At 74.4% G+C, this 16,216-nt stretch carries 18 protein-coding genes; 5 read left to right on the top strand and 13 right to left on the bottom strand.

The features are described from left to right. The 4 genes from KME80_RS46790 to KME80_RS46775 form a co-directional block, all read right to left on the bottom strand. On the bottom strand, window positions 1-1,804 hold a 1,804-nt coding region (locus tag KME80_RS46790; RefSeq protein WP_219518432.1), incomplete at its 3' end, for an ATP-binding cassette domain-containing protein. After that, complete coding sequence (locus KME80_RS46785) at window positions 1,801-2,997, bottom strand: OmpA family protein (RefSeq protein ID WP_219518431.1); 1,197 nt, start codon at window positions 2,995-2,997, stop codon at window positions 1,801-1,803. The genes KME80_RS46790 and KME80_RS46785, both read right to left, overlap by 4 nt. 22 nt (window positions 2,998-3,019) lie before the next feature. After that, window positions 3,020-4,144: a hypothetical protein gene (locus KME80_RS46780; protein WP_219518429.1), complete on the bottom strand. Its 1,125-nt coding sequence runs from the start codon at window positions 4,142-4,144 to the stop codon at window positions 3,020-3,022. Continuing rightward, a complete protein-coding gene (locus KME80_RS46775) occupies window positions 4,125-4,787 on the bottom strand; it encodes a hypothetical protein (protein WP_219518427.1) in 663 nt (220 codons plus the stop codon). The genes KME80_RS46780 and KME80_RS46775 overlap by 20 nt, the downstream gene beginning before the upstream one ends. 328 nt (window positions 4,788-5,115) lie before the next feature. Between KME80_RS46775 and KME80_RS46770 the strand changes: the two genes are divergently transcribed. After that, window positions 5,116-5,907, top strand: a complete 792-nt coding sequence (locus KME80_RS46770; RefSeq protein ID WP_219518425.1) for an IclR family transcriptional regulator — start codon at window positions 5,116-5,118, stop codon at window positions 5,905-5,907. Between the two features lie 103 nt (window positions 5,908-6,010). Here the strand turns inward: KME80_RS46770 and KME80_RS46765 are convergent, their stop codons facing one another. The 5 genes from KME80_RS46765 to KME80_RS46745 all read right to left on the bottom strand — a co-directional run bounded on the left by KME80_RS46765 (window position 6,011) and on the right by KME80_RS46745 (window position 9,763). Further along, window positions 6,011-7,228, bottom strand: coding sequence for an RNA polymerase sigma factor (locus KME80_RS46765; RefSeq protein WP_308126228.1), 1,218 nt, complete (start codon window positions 7,226-7,228; stop codon window positions 6,011-6,013). Next, a complete protein-coding gene (locus KME80_RS46760; RefSeq protein WP_219518419.1) occupies window positions 7,225-7,560 on the bottom strand; it encodes a YciI family protein in 336 nt (111 codons plus the stop codon). Before KME80_RS46760 ends, KME80_RS46765 begins: the two co-directional genes overlap by 4 nt. A 78-nt stretch (window positions 7,561-7,638) precedes the next feature. Continuing rightward, complete coding sequence (locus tag KME80_RS46755) at window positions 7,639-8,349, bottom strand: TetR/AcrR family transcriptional regulator (protein ID WP_219518416.1); 711 nt, start codon at window positions 8,347-8,349, stop codon at window positions 7,639-7,641. A gap of 58 nt (window positions 8,350-8,407) precedes the next feature. Next, window positions 8,408-9,358 carry a zinc-binding dehydrogenase gene (locus tag KME80_RS46750; RefSeq protein WP_219518413.1) on the bottom strand — a complete coding sequence of 317 codons (951 nt, stop codon included), beginning with the start codon at window positions 9,356-9,358 and terminating at the stop codon, window positions 8,408-8,410. A gap of 3 nt (window positions 9,359-9,361) precedes the next feature. Then, entirely contained in the window at window positions 9,362-9,763 is a 402-nt protein-coding gene (locus tag KME80_RS46745; RefSeq protein ID WP_219518410.1) for a winged helix-turn-helix transcriptional regulator, read from the bottom strand. A gap of 114 nt (window positions 9,764-9,877) precedes the next feature. Between KME80_RS46745 and KME80_RS46740 the strand changes: the two genes are divergently transcribed. After that, window positions 9,878-10,777, top strand: a complete 900-nt coding sequence (locus KME80_RS46740; protein ID WP_219518408.1) for an NADP-dependent oxidoreductase — start codon at window positions 9,878-9,880, stop codon at window positions 10,775-10,777. A 3-nt stretch (window positions 10,778-10,780) separates the two neighbouring features. On the opposite strand, the gene KME80_RS46735 is transcribed toward KME80_RS46740, so the two are convergent. Then, a complete protein-coding gene (locus KME80_RS46735; RefSeq protein ID WP_219518405.1) occupies window positions 10,781-11,815 on the bottom strand; it encodes a DUF1648 domain-containing protein in 1,035 nt (344 codons plus the stop codon). Beyond that, window positions 11,812-12,201 (bottom strand): GntR family transcriptional regulator, encoded by a 390-nt coding sequence (locus KME80_RS46730; protein ID WP_219518402.1) that lies wholly within the window; start codon window positions 12,199-12,201, stop codon window positions 11,812-11,814. Before KME80_RS46730 ends, KME80_RS46735 begins: the two co-directional genes overlap by 4 nt. A 57-nt stretch (window positions 12,202-12,258) precedes the next feature. Here KME80_RS46730 and KME80_RS46725 point away from each other — a divergent pair, with 57 nt between their 5' ends. From KME80_RS46725 to KME80_RS46715, 3 genes are read left to right on the top strand one after another with little or no spacing between them, the layout of a single operon-like run. Then, a complete protein-coding gene (locus tag KME80_RS46725; RefSeq protein WP_219518400.1) occupies window positions 12,259-12,615 on the top strand; it encodes a hypothetical protein in 357 nt (118 codons plus the stop codon). Further along, window positions 12,612-13,493: an ABC transporter ATP-binding protein gene (locus KME80_RS46720; RefSeq protein WP_308126227.1), complete on the top strand. Its 882-nt coding sequence runs from the start codon at window positions 12,612-12,614 to the stop codon at window positions 13,491-13,493. The genes KME80_RS46725 and KME80_RS46720 overlap by 4 nt, the downstream gene beginning before the upstream one ends. After that, window positions 13,490-14,284 (top strand): ABC transporter permease, encoded by a 795-nt coding sequence (locus KME80_RS46715; RefSeq protein WP_219518397.1) that lies wholly within the window; start codon window positions 13,490-13,492, stop codon window positions 14,282-14,284. Before KME80_RS46720 ends, KME80_RS46715 begins: the two co-directional genes overlap by 4 nt. Here KME80_RS46715 and KME80_RS46710 read toward each other — a convergent pair whose 3' ends face one another. Beyond that, window positions 14,285-14,920 carry a TetR/AcrR family transcriptional regulator gene (locus KME80_RS46710; protein ID WP_219518394.1) on the bottom strand — a complete coding sequence of 212 codons (636 nt, stop codon included), beginning with the start codon at window positions 14,918-14,920 and terminating at the stop codon, window positions 14,285-14,287. 180 nt (window positions 14,921-15,100) lie between these two features. Further along, a partial coding sequence (locus KME80_RS46705; RefSeq protein WP_219518393.1) for a serine hydrolase domain-containing protein occupies window positions 15,101-16,216 on the bottom strand: 1,116 nt, incomplete at its 5' end.

Below are 16,216 nucleotides of genomic sequence, written 5' to 3'. Positions count from 1 at the left end.
GGCTCGCCTCCCCTTCCGCCTCGGCGGCCGCCGTGCCGGTGGCGTAGCGCTGGGCGGCGGGCAGCGGGTCGTCGGCGAGCGACCTCATCAGGTCGGCGTAACCGGCCGCTCCGAGGGCGGGCCTGACCTGCTCAGGCGGCCCCGAGTAGACCGGCCGCCCGTCGCGGACGACGACGAGGACCTGACCGGCCCGGTCCAGGTGCTCGGTCGCGTGGGTGATCACGATGACCGTGTTGCCGTCCTCGGCGTAGTCCCGCAGCAGCGTCATCAGCTCGCGGTCCATCCCCAGGTCGAGCCCGGAGGTGGGCTCGTCGAGCATGAGCAGCCTCGGCCGGGTGAGCAGCTCCAGCGCGATGGAGACGCGCCGCCGCTGCCCGCCGGAGAGCGTGGAGACGAGCTGGTCGATCTGCTCGCCGAGCCCGAGCCTGGCGCACACCTCGATGACGCGCCGCTCGCGCTCGGGCCGGCGCCACGGGCTGCGCAGCCAGGTGGAGTACGCCAGCAGCCGCCGTACGGTGAGCGTCTGGTAGAGCTCGATCTCCTGCGGCACGAAGCCGAGCTGGTCGCGGATCTGCCGGGCATGGGTCCTGAGGTCGAGGCCGAGGAAGAACAGCTCGCCCCGTTCGGTCTCCAGCTCGCCGAGCAGCGCCGCGAACAGCGAGCTCTTGCCCGCCCCGGACGGGCCGAGGATGGCGAGCAGGGTGTCGTCCCGCTGCACGAACGACATGTTCGTCAGGCGTGACTTGGCCCCGCTCTTGGCGTACACGCCGGAGACGACGAGCGCGCAGCCGCCCAGCGGCCGGTCCGACAGGCCGGTCCCGTCGGCGCTGATGCGGTAGCGGTGGTCGGCGAAGTCGAAGCAGTCGCCGGGCCCGAGCGTCGCCGACCTGACCGGCTGCCCGGCGATGAACGGCCCGTGCCCGTACCCGTGGTCCGTCAGCCGGAACAGCGCCCCCTCGCGGCGCAGCGTGAAGTGGCGCGGGGCGGCCAAGACCGCGTCGAGGACGACGTCGGCGGCCGGGTCGGAGCCGAACACCGTGACGTCGCCGAGCGGGATCGACGGCGGCGGCTCCTCGGCGGGCGGCTCCTCCTCAGGCTGGGGGCCCGAGGTCCGGCGCGGCGTCCGGCGCGGGGGCGGCGGGGGCGGCGGGCCGAGGACCGCCCAGCCGGGGATCTCCGGCGCGGGCGAGCTGAGCACGTCGTTGACCCACGCCCCGTACGGGTGGGTGCGCGCCAGCCGCCGCCGGTAACCGGCGAGCCTGCGCTGCGTGTGCTCGTGGACGCGCCGGACGCGGGCCGAGGCCGCGCGCAGGAGCCCGTCGGCCTCCTGGGAGGCGGCGTCGATCCGGCCGTCGAGCGTGGCGAGCTCCGCCCGGGCGTCGCGGGCGGCGGCCCGCGCGGCGCGGACCCGCCTGCCCTGCTCGCGCAGCCGCCGGGTGACGACGACGCGCTCGTCGCGGTCGTCCTCGCCTAGGCGGCGGCGGGTCCGCTCCTCGTCGGGCAGGGGCGCGGAGACGGCGGCCAGCCGCTCCTCGGCCCGTGCCGCCTGCTCCTCGGCCTGCGGTTTGAGCGACGCGGCCACGGCCCGGCGGGCCAGGATCCCGGCGCGCACGGCCTCGTAGCGGAGCCGTTCGTGCTCGAAGGCGTCCTGCGCCCGCCGGATCAGGGCGTCGCGGTGCGGGGTGGTGACCGGGCGGTCCGGTTCGCCGTCCGCCGCGGGTGAGGGGATCTCGGCCCGGCCGTCGCGCCAGCCGTGGTACCAGTCGGTCGCGCGGGCGAGCGGGCCGTATCGGATCGGCGTCATGTGGCCGGGCAGGCGAGGCGGACGACGACCTTGCGGTTGCGGGCGGCCGGGCCGGGCAGCAGTGTGCCGTCGGGGGCGAGGTCGTCGGCCCGGCCCCGCAACTGCTCGCCCCGGCCCTCGGTGGTGATGTCCGCGTCGGGGACGCCGAGCGCGACGAGCTCGCGCTTGACCGCTTCCGCACGCTCGCGCGAGAGGCGGAGGTTGTCGGCCTTGCCGCCCTCGGCCGAGGTGCTGCCGGTGAGCCGGACCTTCAGCCGGTCCTTGCCGATGGTGGCGGCCAGGTTGGCGAGCGTCTTCCTGGCCTCGGCGGGCTCCCGGAAGGTCGCCGTCCCCTGCTCGAAGCCGACATGGTTGCCCTCGCTCAGCTCCGCCTCGCCGCAGGCGGTGAACGTGGTGGGCACGGCGGGTGGCACGACGACGGTGACGGCGGGGGTGTCCGTGGCGGCCTTGTGGTGGTTCGGCCTGGCGTCCACGGCGACGCAGGCGGCCCCGCCGGCCCGCGCGATCTCGCGCCAGATGGCCACGATGTTGCGGCGCAGCCCGGGGTGCGGCTCGGGCTGGGGCGTCGCGGTGTAGCCGAGCCCGGACAGCAGCACCGTACGCCCGGTCAGGTCCGGCAGGAGCTTCTTGTCCCGCAGGTACGCGACCACCTGGGCCGGCTCGGCGTCGATCACCTCGCGGAAGTCGAGAGGCGCCACGGTCTGCAGCCCCGGGTCGACGAGCACGACGCTGCCGCCGGGCCCGGTGGCGTCCGCCGCGAGCGAGAGCGCGGTGAGCACGTCCACCTCGGGGGCCTTGGCCCGGGCGCCGGCGCCGAGAGTCCGCTCGACCTCGGTGAGGTAGGCGTTGACGTCGTCCTCCAGGGCGACGTCGTTGCCCGCGTCGCTGGCGAACTCGGTGTCGAAGACCACCTCCGGGGTGCCGTCGAGGCGGATCACGGAGATGTCGTGGCCCGCCTTGGCGGTGCGCCGCATCAGGTCGACGACCTCGGACCTGATCGCGGGCTCCGGGGCGTTCGCGTGCGCGCCCACGGCGAGCGCGAGCGGGCCGCCGCCGGGCAGCTCGCAGCCGAGCGAGGCCGCCGCGTTCCCCGGGCTGCCCTCGCTGCCCGGGCTGCCCTGGCTGTCCGTGCAGGCGGTGAGCGTGAGGCCGGCGAGCAGGGCGGCGGCGATACGGGTGATGGATGCAGGCATCGGTGTCTTCCGTGAACGGGCTCTACTGCCAGGCGTAGGGCCGCAGGTCGGGTTCGAGGATGGCGTCGGTGACGGCCGGGTCCTGGGCGTGCTGCGCGATCAGCACCCGGGCCAGCTGCTTGAGCCGCTCGGCGAGGGCCAGGCGGACCTGGAGCGCGTGCAGCAGCCGCTGCCGCGCGGCCATGAGCTGGTTGGCGTGCGCGGAACGGGCCGCCTCGGCCAGCGCGAGCTCGCGGGCCGCCGTCGCGGCCGCCCCGAGCGCCTGCCGGTGTACGCGCGCCGCCCTGCCGTACGCCGACCGGAGCGGGTTGTGCGTGAGATACGCGCCGACGGCCGCGACGATGCCGGTGCCGACGAAGAACGCGAGGAAGAACAGCGCGGGCATCAGCGCGCCGCCGTCGTCCGGCGGGGCCTCGGCGCCGAACGCCGGGCGTCGCGCGGTGATCGTGAGCCGGGCCAGGAAGGCGGCGGCCCCGAACGCGGCCCACCCCAGGACGCAGAGCACGGCCAGCGGCAGGCTCACCCCCGCCGAACCGGCCCGGATGTCGCGGAACATGCACCCGGCGGCATGCGCCAGATAGATCACGATCGCGGTGAATCCGACCACGACCGCCGAGGTGACGACGTCGCCCTCACCGCGCATGAGCAGCTTCACCACCTCCAGGAACGCCGCCCAGTCGGCCGCCACCGCCGCCGCGAGCGCCGCCGCGTGCAGCAGCAGCGGCCCCAGCGGCCGGCCCGCCATCAGCGCCGGGTCCGCGTGGCCCCGGGCGCCCCAACCAGCCTCCCCGCCGGGGGACAGCCGCGACCGGGCCGCGTCCAGGGCCGCGCGGGAGTCCGCCAGCCGCTCACGGGCGTCCTCCTCGGCGGGCCGGCTCCCGGCCACCGCCGCGTCGGCCACGCCCAGCCGGGTGGTCGCCTCCGCGCAGTAGGCCGCGTACTCGGCCTGGACCTCCTGCTCCCAGCGCGCCGACATGGCGTTGACCAGGTTGTCGAGCGAATGCCCTGTGGCCTCGTCCACCCCGCCGGGGGCCAGCCCCTCCACCAGGAACGTGATCTCGGCGCGCGCGGCCTCCTCGTCGACGTCCGGGGGGACGAACGGGCCGGGTTCGGGCGCGCCCGCGCGCCTAGGGCGCCATCGTGCCATCCGGGACCTCTCCTCCTCGTGTGCGTACATGTCCGTTCACCCACGGGCGGCGCTCGTGCGCGTCCGTCTGCGGGTGGTCGTGCGCCTGCGGCTCGGGGCGGTCCTCCTCGGCCCAGGCGGGCAGTTCGGGGGCGAGCAGGTCCAGGCGCGCGTTCAGCTCGGGGCCGCGCGGGTGCGTGCGGACGAGCTGTTGCAGGTACGCCGCCACGCGCCGGCTGGTGAACTCGTGAATGCGCCGGACCCGCGCCCGGTTGCCCGCCTCCGCACGGGCGAGCTCCTGCGTGACCGCCTCCACCTCGCGGACCGCCGCGGCGAGCCGGCTCTCGGCCGCCGCCCAGACGGTCTCGGCGGCGGCGCACCTCCTGGCGTGGTCGGCCTGCCGCCGCGCCCGTACCAGGGAGCCGGGCCGCCCGTCCCTGATGGTCTCCGCGAGCCGCCGCTCGTCCGGGTCCGGGACCCAGGTGCGGGCCTCCACCCAGGCCAGCCGGGCGACGCGGGCCGTGTGCTCGGCCGCCTGCCGCCGTTCGCGGGCCTCGGCCAGCCTCGCGCGCAGGGCGCCGGAGCGGGCGAGCCAGGCGCCGCGCTCGTGGTCGATCTGGTCGCGGGCGAGATGGCGCAGGTATTCGATTTTCGGCGTGACCACGACGGCCTTTTCGGCTTCACCGATAGCCGGAATGCGGCGACGCCCGTCCCGGAATCCCTGATAGGCGTCCCACAACCGGAGTAAGAACCCGTAACGGATCGGCTTGGCAGGCGGATCCGCCCATTCCCCCATCCGGAACCTCCCGCCAGATAATTCCCAAATAGGGCATATGGCCCGATCGGGTGAAAAGCAACTTCACGTATACGTGTGGAACACTATGCGTGATACGCGAGCCGCACATGAAGTACGATCCCGCCCAGCGGGAAACGCACTGGCCCACCTGGGACGATGCGGATCAGGACGCGAATCGGGACTGAGTGGAGACTCAATGACGGGGAACGGCAAGGGCCCCCGGACGTCGGCCGCGGGCAAGGCCATGTCAATCTTCCGGGCCTTCACCGGCGACCAGCTCGAACTGACGCTGAGAGAAGTCTGCGACCGCACGAACATGACGTCGAGCACCGCCCATCGCTGGCTGCAGGACCTCGTGGCCCACGGCGCGCTCGTCCAGTCGCCGTCGGGGCGATATTCGCTGAGCAAACTCATGTGGGAGATCGGCACCCGTTGCCCGCGCGCCTCCATCATGCGCGAGGTCGCCATGCCGTTCCTGCAGAACCTTTATCACATCACCCGGGGACACGTGCTGCTCGCGATGCCCGCCGGTGACGAGGCGCTGCTGGTGGAAAGGCTTTCCAAGAGCCTTCCCGTCAAACCGGTCGGCCGCGTGGGCGGACGCCTCCCGCTGCACGCCACCGGCGTCGGGAAAGCCATTCTCGCCTATTCACCGGCGGACGTGCGGAAAAGAATTCTCAGCCGGAACTTGACCGCTTACACCTGCCACACGATCACCTCTCCGCAGCGTTTGCGAGAGGATTTGGCCGGCATTCGCGAACGCGGTTACGCCACCTGTTACCAGGAGCGCCAATTGGGCGTCGACTCCTACGCGTTCCCCGTTTTCGAGTACGGCACGGAAAGCGTGGTCGTGGCCGCCGTCTCGGTGCTCGTGGAGGTGCGGTCGCGCGAGCCCGACGGCCTGCTCGACGCGCTCCGGCCCGCGGCGCTCCAGATCTCCCGCGCCCTGCGCAAACTCCCCCTCCACCACCCCTTCGACGGCCTCTGACCACCGCCCCCGGGAATGACCCCGCCGGTCAGGAGGAGTGCCCGGCGGCGCGGTCGAGAAGGGCGCGGCGCCACCGACTCCGCCCCCGGGAATGACCCGCCGGTCAGAGGGAGTGTTCGGCGGCGCGGTCGAGGAGGGCGCGGCGTTCCGGGTCGCTGTGGGCGACGGCCGCCGCCCGGCGGAACAGGTCGGCTGCGCGGGCGTGGTCGCCGCTCCGGGCGGTGAGGTCGGCCTCCGCGGCGAGCGCGAGCGGGTGGTCGTCGAGCGCGCCGCCCTCCCGGGCGAGGGCCAGCAGCGCGAGCCCGGCCTGCGGTCCGTGCGCGTAGCCGTGCGCGACGGCGCGGTTGAGCTCGACCACGGGCGTGGAGCGCAGCCGGGACAGCGCGTCGTAGCAGCGGGCGATCTCCGCCCAGTCCGTGGCGGACGCCGTCGGCGCGGTGGCGTGGCAGGCGGCGACGCGCGCCTGCAACCCGTACGGGCCGTCCTGGTCGGCGTCGGCCAGCGCGGCCAGGCCCTCGGCGATCGCGGCCCGGTCCCAGCGGGTCCGATCCTGCCGTTCCAGGGGGACGAGGCGGCCCTCGGCGTCGCGGCGGGCGGCGCGCCGGGAGTGTTGCAGGAGGAAGAGCGCCAGCAGCGCCGGCACCTCGCGCCGCCCCGGCATGAGCCGGCGCAGCAGCCGCGCGAGCCGGATCGCCTCGTCGGCGAACGCGGGGTCGCCGTCGGCGTTGTAGCCCTGCGTGAACAGCAGGTAGAGCACGGCCAGGACGCCGGACAGCCGTTCGTCCAGCGCCGGGCCGCTCGGCACCCGGTACGGGATGCCCGCGTCGGCGATCTTCGTCTTGGCCCTGGTCAGGCGGCGGGTCATCGCCGATTCCGTGACCAGGAAGGCCCGCGCGAGGTCCGCGGTCGGCACCGCGCAGACGGTCCGCAGCGTCAGCGCCACGCGCGACTCCAGGGCCAGGGCCGGATGGCAGCATGTGAAGACGAGCCTCAGCCGGTCGTCCACGACCTCCTCCTCCTTCCCGCGGTCGCCGGGGCCGGTCCCGTCCGGTGTGAGCGCGGCCAGCTCCGCCAGCTTGCGGCGTTCGACGGTGGCGCGGCGCAGCGCGTCGATCGCGCGGTTGCGCGCCACCGTCATGAGCCAGCCGCCGGGATTGTCGGGTGTGCCCTCCTGTGGCCACCGCTGCACGGCCTGGGCCAGCGCTTCCTGGGCGCAGTCCTCGGCCAGGGTCCAGTCGCCGGTGACGCGGATCAGCGTGGCGACGATGCGCCCGTAGGCGTCGGCGGCCACCTCCTCAAGGCGATCCAGGCGGCCCGTCACTGCTCGAATTCGGCGAACGGCCGCAGCTCCAGCCGTCCGGCGCGGGCCATCGGGTGCGTGCGGGCGACCTCGATCGCCTCGTCCAGGTCGGCGCATTCGAGCAGGTCGAAGCCCACGATCACCTCTTTGGTCTCGGCGAACGGGCCGTCGCTGAGGATGAGCTCGCCGGCGCGGACCCGGACGGTGGTCGCCGCGCTCTCCGGGGCCAGCACCGCACCCCGTACGCGCCTGCCGCGGGCGTCGTTCTCCGCCACCCAGACGTCGATGTCGGGCCAGTCGGACCGGTCGGTGTCGGGCTCGGCGTCACTGCAGACGAACATCATGTACTTCATCGTGCGCTCCTTCGGTCGTGCGTTCACCAGGGTGACGAACGGGGGCGCCGCTTCCGGACAGGTGGGCCGGGAAAATTTTCAGCCGCCCGGGTAGTCGAGGGCGAGCATGCCCGCCAGGTCGCGCAGGCACTCCTCGAAGACGGGCTCCAGGTCGGTGTAGGCGAAGTCGAGCTGGTGCAGGACTTCCATGCACAGCAGCCCGTACAGCCTGATCCAGCACGACAGGAAGACGTGGACGGCCTCCGGCGGGAGCGCGCCGCCGATGCCTTCGGAGAAGGCGGTGAGCTGGTCGCGCAGCGAGCCGGGCAGGTCGGCGGGCACCGGGAACGGGCGCGTCCGCCACAGCTCGACGGTCAGGTCGAGCAGGACCTGCTCGAAGCGGGTCGCGGCCTGGTGGCGGACGGAGTCGCGGCGCAGGTTGGGCGGGGCGATCGGGCTGGCGAAGATCCAGCCGAACTCGGCGGGGTGGCCGACCGCCCAGGCGCGCATGGCGCGGCAGGCGGCGATCAGGCGGACGGCGACCGGCTCGCCCGCGTGGGCGTCGCGGGCCTGCTCCATCGCGGCGGCCAGCTCGCGGAAGAAGCCCGCGGTCACCGCGCCGACCAGCTCGTCGTGGCTGGCGTAGTAGTGGTAGAGGGCGGGGCCGCTCATGCCGATCTCGCGGGCCACCGCGTTGATGGTCACCGCGGCCGTGCCCTGCTCGACCAGCAGTTTGCGCGCGGCCTCGTGGATCTCGTCGAGGGTGGCCTGGCGCAGCCTCTCCCGCCGGCTGGTGGTGGGTGTGGACATCGTCACCTTCCTCAGGGGAGCCGCCTCAGTCTATGGCATCTATGTTTCCTTAACGGCTCTAAGCCACGGTCAGCAGGGTCTTGCCGGTCGTGGCGCGGGCCTCGATCGCCCGGTGCGCCTCGGCGGCCCCGTCCAGCGGGTAGGTCTGGCCGATGACCGGGCGCAGCCGCCCGGCCGCGGCGTGGGCCAGCGCCTCCTCGGCGAGAGCGCGGATCTCGGCCGGGGTGGGCACACTGCGCGGGACGACGGTCACGTGGGCGGCCGGCTCGGTCCAGGAGCCTGACGCCATGCCGTACAGGCAGGCCCGGCCACCGGGCCGCACGGCCTGCATGCCCCGCGTGCCGGTCTCGCCGCCGACCCCGTCGAAGACCACGTCGACGCCGCCGCCGGACCGCTCGGCGACGGCGCGCTCCCAGCCCGGCTCGGAGTAGTCCACGTAGGCGTGCGCGCCCAGCGAGGTCACCAGCCCGGCCTTGCCCGGCCCCCGGGCCGCGCCGATCACCTTGGCCCCGGCGGCCGCCGCAAGCTGAACCAGCAGGCTGCCGACGCCGCCGCCGGCCGCCTCGACCAGCACCCATTCGCCCGGCCGCACCTCGGCCTGCCGGTGGACGAGCACCGCCGTCCTGCCGTCGGCCAGCAGCGCCACCGCGTCACGCAGCGACACGCCCGCCGGGACCTGGGTGAGGTCGTCGGCGCGGGCCACGGCGAGCTCCGCGTAGCCGCCGGTGCCGCCCGTCGTGGTCACCACGGTCGTGCCGGCCAGCGCGGGGTCGGCCTGCGGGCCGACGGACAGCACCCGCCCGCCCACGCCGTTGCCGGGGACGCGCGGCAGCTCGGGCGCCGACCCGGCCGCGGGCCCGGTGCCCGCCCGCACCTGCGTCTCGACGAACGTGATGCTCGCGTACGCGACGGCCACCAGCACCTGGCCGGGCCCCGGCACCGGGTCGGGGACCTCGCGGACGCGCAGCACCTCCGGCCCGCCCAGCCGGTCCATCACCACAGCGCGCATGGCCTACTCCTCCGCGTCGTACTGTTCGCGAGCCGCTCTGACCTGGTCGATATGGGTTTCGGCCCATTCTTTCACCGCGACGATCAAGCCGCTCAGGCTGGCCCCGAGCTCGGTGAGCCGGTAGTCCACGCGTACCGGGACCGCCGGGGTCACCGTGCGCGCGACCAGGCCGTCACGCTCCAGGGAGCGCAGCGTCTGGGTGAGCATCTTCTGGCTCACGCCGGGGATCTTGCGGCCCAGGTCGCTGTAGCGCATCGTGCCCTGCTCGCGCAGCGCGCTGAGGATCAGGCTCACCCACTTGTCGCTGATGCGGTCGAGCAGCTGGCTGGTCGGGCAGTCCTTGAGGTAGGCGTCGTACGCGACACGCTCGTCGGCGCGGCGTTCGGCGGCCGTCCGGGTTGCCATGGCGCACCTCCGGGTCCCGTACGCACTTGCGGGTGCGTACTTTCCGAAAGAGAGTAACACCCCCTACGTTCGCAGCAGGCGGACAGACCGTCACTGCGAACAGGGGAGCAACCCATGCGTGCGGCAATCGTGAAGTCCTTCGGCGGCCCGGAAGCCGTGGAGATCGTCGAGGTGCCGGTGCCCGAGCCCGGCCCCGGCCAGGTCCGCGTCAAAGTCGCCGCCGCCGCGCTGAACCCGGTCGACGCCGGGGTGCGCGCCGGCGCCTTCGGCGACGCGGGGCCGGTCGGGCTCGGCTGGGACCTGGCCGGGACGGTCGACGCGGTGGGCACGGGAGTCACCGGGCCCGCCGTCGGCGACGCGGTCGTGGGCCTCGTCTACGGGCCGGTCAAGCCGCTCGGCTCGCACGCCGAGTACGTGGTGCTGGACGCGGACGCGGTGGCCGCCGCGCCCCGGTCGGCAGACAGCGCGCACGCCGCGACGCTGCCGCTCAACGCGCTGGCCGCGGCCCAGGCCGTGGACCTGCTGGCGCTCGAACCTGGGGCCTCCGTGCTCGTCACCGGCGCGGCCGGCGGCCTGGGCGGATACGCCGTGGCGCTGGCCCGGCTCGCCGGGCACCGGGTCACCGCGATGGCCTCCCCTGCCGACGAAGACCTGGTGCGCTCGTTCGGCGCCGACGACTTCCTGCCCCGCTCCGCGACGGACGACCCGGCCGCGTCGTTCGACGGGGTGGTGGACGCCGCGGTGATCGGGGCGCCCGCGCTGGCCTTCGTCCGGGACGGGGGCGCGTACACCGGGGTGATTCCCGGGGCGCAGCCCGGCGAGGTGCGCGGGATCCGGACCGGCGCGATCGAGGTGCGCCCCGACGGCGCACGCCTGGCGGAGCTCGTCAGGCTGGCCGACGATGGCCGCCTGCGGCTGCGGGTGGCCGCGACGTACCCGCTGGCGCGGGTCCGGGACGCGCACGCCCGTCTGGACCGCGGCGGCCTGCGCGGCAGGCTGGTCCTGGTGCCCTGAGCACTACAGGAAGCCGCGCTTCTCGGGCAGGTCGATGACGCCCGACAGCGCGAGCACGCCGCCCACGACGAGGACGGCGGCCAGCACGCCGAGCAGCACCCAGGCCACCGGGTGCCCCAGGTTGAGCGTCCAGGAGGACGAGCTGACGCGGGCGTGCACGAGCAGGGCGGGGTCGCGGCGGTTGGCGTAGACGGTGCCGGCCAGGTGCCAGTGGCGGTTGTCGTCGCGCTGCCCGAGCCCGGAGTCCTCCTGCTCCTCGCCGGGCAGCGCGGGCAGGCGGTGCCCGGCCTGACCGACCCGCGTCTCCCAGATCACCCACCCGGCCAGCAACGCGGCGAGCGGCAGGTACGTGGCCACCTGCCAGACGGGCGTGCCGGGGACGAACCCCCACAGGCGCAGCGCCCCGGCGAACAGCGTCAGGTTGAGACAGGCGGCCGACAGCAGCGTCATGGTGGCGACGCCGCGCAGGTAGACGCGGTAGCGGCGGGCCGAGCCCCGGGGCCTGGCGGCGTCGAGGTCGGGCCGGGCCCGCAGCACGACGATCGTCACCAGCGGCACGAGGAGCGTGACCGCGAGCTGGTGGAGCACCGGCTCCAAGGCCGCGGCCCCGCCGATCCAGCCGACGGCGGCGGTGAGCAGCACGACGGCCACGGCGGGCAGGCCCCACAGCCAGGGCACGCGGACCGGGTCGGTGCGGAACGTGGTGTCCACGGTCAGGCCCGCGCGCCGCCCGGCCGCCCACGCCCCGGCCTGCGCGGCGGCCCGGATCCGGTGGTGGGCCAGCCCGAACAGCAGCAGGTGGACGACGGCCACCGCCGTGCAGACCGCCTCCGCCCATCCCGTCAGGAACAGGACCGGGACGGCGAGCAGCGACACCGCCACGACCGCGCGGGTGTAGCGGCGGCGCTCGGTGACGACGACGGGATCGCCCGCCCGCTCCACGGGCACCCGCACGCCGAACGGCAGCGTGGGCCTGGGGAGCGCCGGGAGCGCCAGGGTCAGGCAGGTGATCAGGACGAGCCCGGCGAGCGCGATCATGGCGCGCCTCCGAAGCCGTCGAGCAATGCCGCGCACCGGCGCAGCACGTCCTCCCGGTCGAGGCCGTGGACCGTGGCCTCGGCCAGCAGCACACGCATGCGTTCCTCCCATTCGTCGGTGAAGGGGGCCTCGGGCGGCCCGCTGTCGGGGTCGCGGCGCACGACGGCGCCGCTCTTGCGGTTGATCCGGATCACGCCCTGCTGTCGCAGCAGGTCGTACGCCTTGTTCACGGTGTGGAAGTTGATGCCGAAGTCGGCGGCGAGCTGGCGCGTGGAGGGCAGCGGGTCGCCCTCCTTGGCTTCCCGGCCGGCGATGGCCTCCACGATCCGGTCCCGGATCTGCTGGTAGATCGGGACCTCGCTGTCGAGGTCGAGGATCAGGTGCACACCCACACTCTATCTGATATACAACTAATAGAACAGATAGAGCGAGGAGGACAGATCATGATCCAGGCCCACCTTCACGAGGACACGCTGGTCGTGCGCTTCAGCCCCTGGGCACGGCTGTTCACCAGGACCGCCGTCGTCAGCGTCCCGCTGGCGGCCATCACCGGGGCGCACCGCCTCGACCGGCCGCTCGCGGCCGCCCGGGGCACGCACTTCGGCCTGCTCGTCAGCGGCTTCGTCAAGATCGGCACGTGGACGTCGTCCGACGGCGTCAAGCGCCTGGTCGCGGCCCGCCACGACGTCCCCGGGCTGCGCATCGCCCTCACGGGCCGGGTGGCCGGCCACGACGAGCTGATCCTCAGCCTGCCGGACGCCGACGACCTGCTGCTGCGCCTGACGGCGGTGACGGCGTGAACATCGAGGTCCGCGGCCTGACCAAGACGTACGGGACGGTGACCGCCGTCAGCGACCTGAGCTTCGACGTGCCGCCCGGCGCCGTCACCGCCTTCCTCGGGCCCAACGGCGCCGGCAAGACCACCACCATGCGGATGATGCTCGGCCTGGTCACGCCGACCGCCGGCACCGCCCTGTTCGGCGGCAGGCGCTACGCCGACCTGCCCGCGCCGTCCGCGACCGTCGGCGCCGCGCTCGACGGCGCCGGCTTCCACCCGGCGCACACCGCCCGCGACCACCTGCGGGTCTACGCCCGCATGGGCCGGTACGGCACGGCGCGGGCCGACCGGGTCGCGGAGCTGACCGGGGTGTCGGCGTTCGCCGGCCGCCTCACCCGCGCCCTGTCGACCGGCATGCGCCAGCGACTCAACCTGGCCACCGCGCTGCTAGGCGACCCCCGGGTGCTGCTGCTCGACGAGCCGGGCAACGGCCTCGACCCCGAGGGCACCGCCTGGCTGCGCCGGTTTCTGCGCGAGCTGGCCGCCGAGGGCCGCACCGTGCTGGTCTCCAGCCACGTGCTCGGCGAGGTCGAGCACCTGGCCGACCACGCCGTGGTGATCCGCCAGGGGCGGCTGGTCAGCACCGGGCCCATCGGCGAGCTGTACGGCCCGGCCACGGTGCTGGTGCGCTCCCCGGAGGCCGAGCGGCTGGCGCGCGGGCTGGCGCGCGACGGGGTCCTGGTGGAGCCCGGACCGCCCGGCGCGCTGCGCGTCCACGGCCTGGACGCCGCCGAGGTGGCCGCCGCGGCGACCGCGCTGGGCGTCGCGCTGCACGAGATCACATCCGAACGCCCCACCCTCGAACAGGCGTTCCTGCACCTCACCGGAGGCTCCCGATGACCGCGCTGCTGTCGGCCGAATGGACCCGCCTGGCCGCCACCAGGCTCTGGCTGTGGGGGCTGCTGGCCGCGCTGGCCAGCGGCGGGCTGGTCGGCCTGCTCGCGCTGGTCGGCCCGGAGAACTTCAACCCGCCGATGCCCGGCCTCGACACCGAGCAGGGCACCCGCGTGCTGCTCGGCCTGCTCGGCTTCACCGTGTTCGCCCCGGCGCTGCTCGGCACCGTGGCCGTGGCCGCCGAGCACCGGCACCGCACGATCACCACCTCGACGCTGTTCGCGCCCCGGCGGTGGACCTGGCTCGCCGCCAAGCTGGCCGTCTACACCGGCGCGGGGCTGGTCTACGGCGTCGCCGCCTCGGCGGTCGCGGGCGGCGCGCTGTTCGGCGCGGCGGCGCTCAAGGGCGTCACGCTCGGCCTGCCCGTCTCGACGGTGCTCGCCCTGCTGGGCCGCATCGCGCTGACCATGGCCGTCTACACGCTGCTCGGCGTCGCCGTGGGCGCGCTGCTGCGCAACCAGGTGGCCGCGCTGGCCGTCGTGGGCGCGTACTTCTACATGATCGAGACGACGCTGATGCTCATCCCGGGCGTCAAGCTGATCTATCCGTGGCTGCCGGGCGGGGCCACCTCCGCGCTGACCGGCTTCACCTACCTGGCCGACGCGGTCGCCGACCAGACGGGCGGCTCCGCCACCGCGCTGCTGTCCGCGCCGGCGGGCGCCGCCGTGCTGGTCGGCTACGCCCTGGTCGCGATCGCCATCGCGGTCGCCGCGCCGCTGCGGCGCGACGTCGCGTAGCTACGGCAGCAGCCCGCCGACGAGCGCGCGCAGCCCCCGGTCGTAGGTGTCCTTCGCCGTCAGCTCCTCCCAGCGCCGCCCCACCTCCGCGAGCCGGGGGAACTCCTCCGCGTCCAGCTCGGCGAACACCCGCTCCCGGTAGGTGCTCCCGCCCTGGGCGCGCCGCCTGCCCGCCGCCGCCCGCCCGCCGAGCTCCCCCGCCGTGTAGTGCCAGATGATCCGGTACGCCTCCACGGCCGACTCCGTCGTCAGCCCGGCTTCCACGGCGGCGTCGATGATCCGCTCCGGATACCACAGCGCGCCCACGGACAGCAGGTCGTCGGCCCGCAGCACGTCCACGATCCACGGGCAGCCGGACAGCGCCTCGCGCATCGCCGTCGCCACGGCCACCACGCGCTCGCGCGGCTCCTCCGGCAGCTCCGCGGGCCTGGGCCGGCTCGCCGCGTAGTCGTCGAGCAGCAGCAGGAGCAGCTCCTCCTTGTCGCGCACGTGGTGGTAGAGGGCCATCGCGGTGCTGCCTACCTCGCGGGCCAGGCGGCGCATGGTCAGGCTCTCGACGCCGTCCTCCTCGATGACCCGGTGGGCGGCGGCCACGATGTCGGCCCTGGAGATCTTCGGCGGCCGTCCGGTACGCATGCCGCCATGCTACTTTCTATACATATATAGAAACTCGTGGGCTTCCTCGGCGGCGCTGGGCACGATGGCCGTCGAGCACGCCGGGGCGGTCGGGGCGGCGGTGCTGTCAGCGGGCGGTCCCGGCTGAAGCTTCACGCTCTCCGGGCTGGCCGCCCTGTTCGCCACCCTGTTCGCGGCCCTCTACCGCGTCCGCCCGGCCTGAGCCGAGCAGAGCGCGGTGTCGAGCGCGGCTTCGAGGCGCTTGAGCGCGGGCATCGAGGCGGGCAGCGCGGTGACGGCGACCGTGGCCGCCCTGCCGTCCTCGGTCACGCCATTGCTCGTCGCGTATCCGGGCGCCGAACCGCCGTGCGACCAGGCGAAGCCGCCGCAGCTCAGCTTGAAGGTGGCGAGGCCGAGCCCGTAACGGGCCCCGCCGGCGGTGTCGAAGTCGGGCGCGGCCACCGTCTTCTTCATTTCCTTGAGCTGCGCTGGCTTGAGCAGCCTGCCGTCCATGAGCCCGAGCATGAAGCGGTTGAGGTCACCCGGGCTGCCGACGAGCTGCCCGGCGGCCCAGGCCATCGACGGGTCCATGACGCTCACGTCGGCGTACGGGTCGCCCGGCTTCGCGGCGAAGTAGCCCTTGGGGTGCGGCCCGCGGATGCGCTGCTCGCCGACGCCGGGCCAGTACGTCTTGCGCAGGCCGAGCGGCTTGATGACGCGCCGGGTGATCTCCTCGCCGATCGGCCGCCCGGTGACCTTCTGCACGATGAGCCCGGCCAGCACGTAGTTGGTGTTGCTGTAGCTCCAGCCCTTGGCCGTCTTGCCGGTCAGCGCGGCGTCGAGCAGGTCACGGGGCTCGTAGTGCGTGTGCTGGATCGCGAAGTAGTCCTTGATCAGCAGGTCGTCGTAGTCGGCCAGGCCGCTGGTGTGCTGGAGCAGCTCGCGTACCGTGATCTTCCGCCCGTCCACGCCCCTGCCCCGGACGAGCTTGGGCACGTACTTCTCGATGGGCGCGTCCAGCTCGATCCGGCCCTCGCCGACGAGCTGCAGCACGACCACGGCGGTGAACATCTTGGTGTTGCTGGCGATGCGCACCTGGCCGTCGGCAGGCACCGCCGCGCCGGTCTTCAGGTCGCCCACCCCGGCCGTGTAGTCGCGGGTGCGCCCGTCGCGGTCCCGCACCGACGCGAGCGCGCCGGGGAACCCGTCGTCGGTCAGCGCGTCCAGGCTCTTCTGCACGCGGTCGGCGGACTGCGCGCCCGCCGGGGCCGCGCCGAGACCGGTCAGCGCGACGACGGCGGGCGCCGCCAGGGGGAG

Source organism: Nonomuraea ceibae (assembly GCF_019396325.1).
Lineage (GTDB): Bacteria > Actinomycetota > Actinomycetes > Streptosporangiales > Streptosporangiaceae > Nonomuraea > Nonomuraea ceibae.
This window is presented reverse-complemented; position numbering and strand designations above follow the sequence as displayed.

What these genes read in the sequence shown, in the direction of transcription:
- KME80_RS46715 (WP_219518397.1), top strand. Translation starts at nt 13,490, where the DNA reads ATGACCGCGCTGCTGTCGGCCGAATGGACCCGCCTGGCCGCCACCAGG.
- KME80_RS46745 (WP_219518410.1), bottom strand. Translation starts at nt 9,763, where the DNA reads ATGGCAACCCGGACGGCCGCCGAACGCCGCGCCGACGAGCGTGTCGCG.
- KME80_RS46740 (WP_219518408.1), top strand. Translation starts at nt 9,878, where the DNA reads ATGCGTGCGGCAATCGTGAAGTCCTTCGGCGGCCCGGAAGCCGTGGAG.
- KME80_RS46710 (WP_219518394.1), bottom strand. Translation starts at nt 14,920, where the DNA reads ATGCGTACCGGACGGCCGCCGAAGATCTCCAGGGCCGACATCGTGGCC.
- KME80_RS46735 (WP_219518405.1), bottom strand. Translation starts at nt 11,815, where the DNA reads ATGATCGCGCTCGCCGGGCTCGTCCTGATCACCTGCCTGACCCTGGCG.
- KME80_RS46725 (WP_219518400.1), top strand. Translation starts at nt 12,259, where the DNA reads ATGATCCAGGCCCACCTTCACGAGGACACGCTGGTCGTGCGCTTCAGC.
- KME80_RS46785 (WP_219518431.1), bottom strand. Translation starts at nt 2,997, where the DNA reads ATGCCTGCATCCATCACCCGTATCGCCGCCGCCCTGCTCGCCGGCCTC.
- KME80_RS46750 (WP_219518413.1), bottom strand. Translation starts at nt 9,358, where the DNA reads ATGCGCGCTGTGGTGATGGACCGGCTGGGCGGGCCGGAGGTGCTGCGC.
- KME80_RS46760 (WP_219518419.1), bottom strand. Translation starts at nt 7,560, where the DNA reads ATGAAGTACATGATGTTCGTCTGCAGTGACGCCGAGCCCGACACCGAC.
- KME80_RS46755 (WP_219518416.1), bottom strand. Translation starts at nt 8,349, where the DNA reads ATGTCCACACCCACCACCAGCCGGCGGGAGAGGCTGCGCCAGGCCACC.
- KME80_RS46780 (WP_219518429.1), bottom strand. Translation starts at nt 4,144, where the DNA reads ATGGCACGATGGCGCCCTAGGCGCGCGGGCGCGCCCGAACCCGGCCCG.
- KME80_RS46770 (WP_219518425.1), top strand. Translation starts at nt 5,116, where the DNA reads ATGACGGGGAACGGCAAGGGCCCCCGGACGTCGGCCGCGGGCAAGGCC.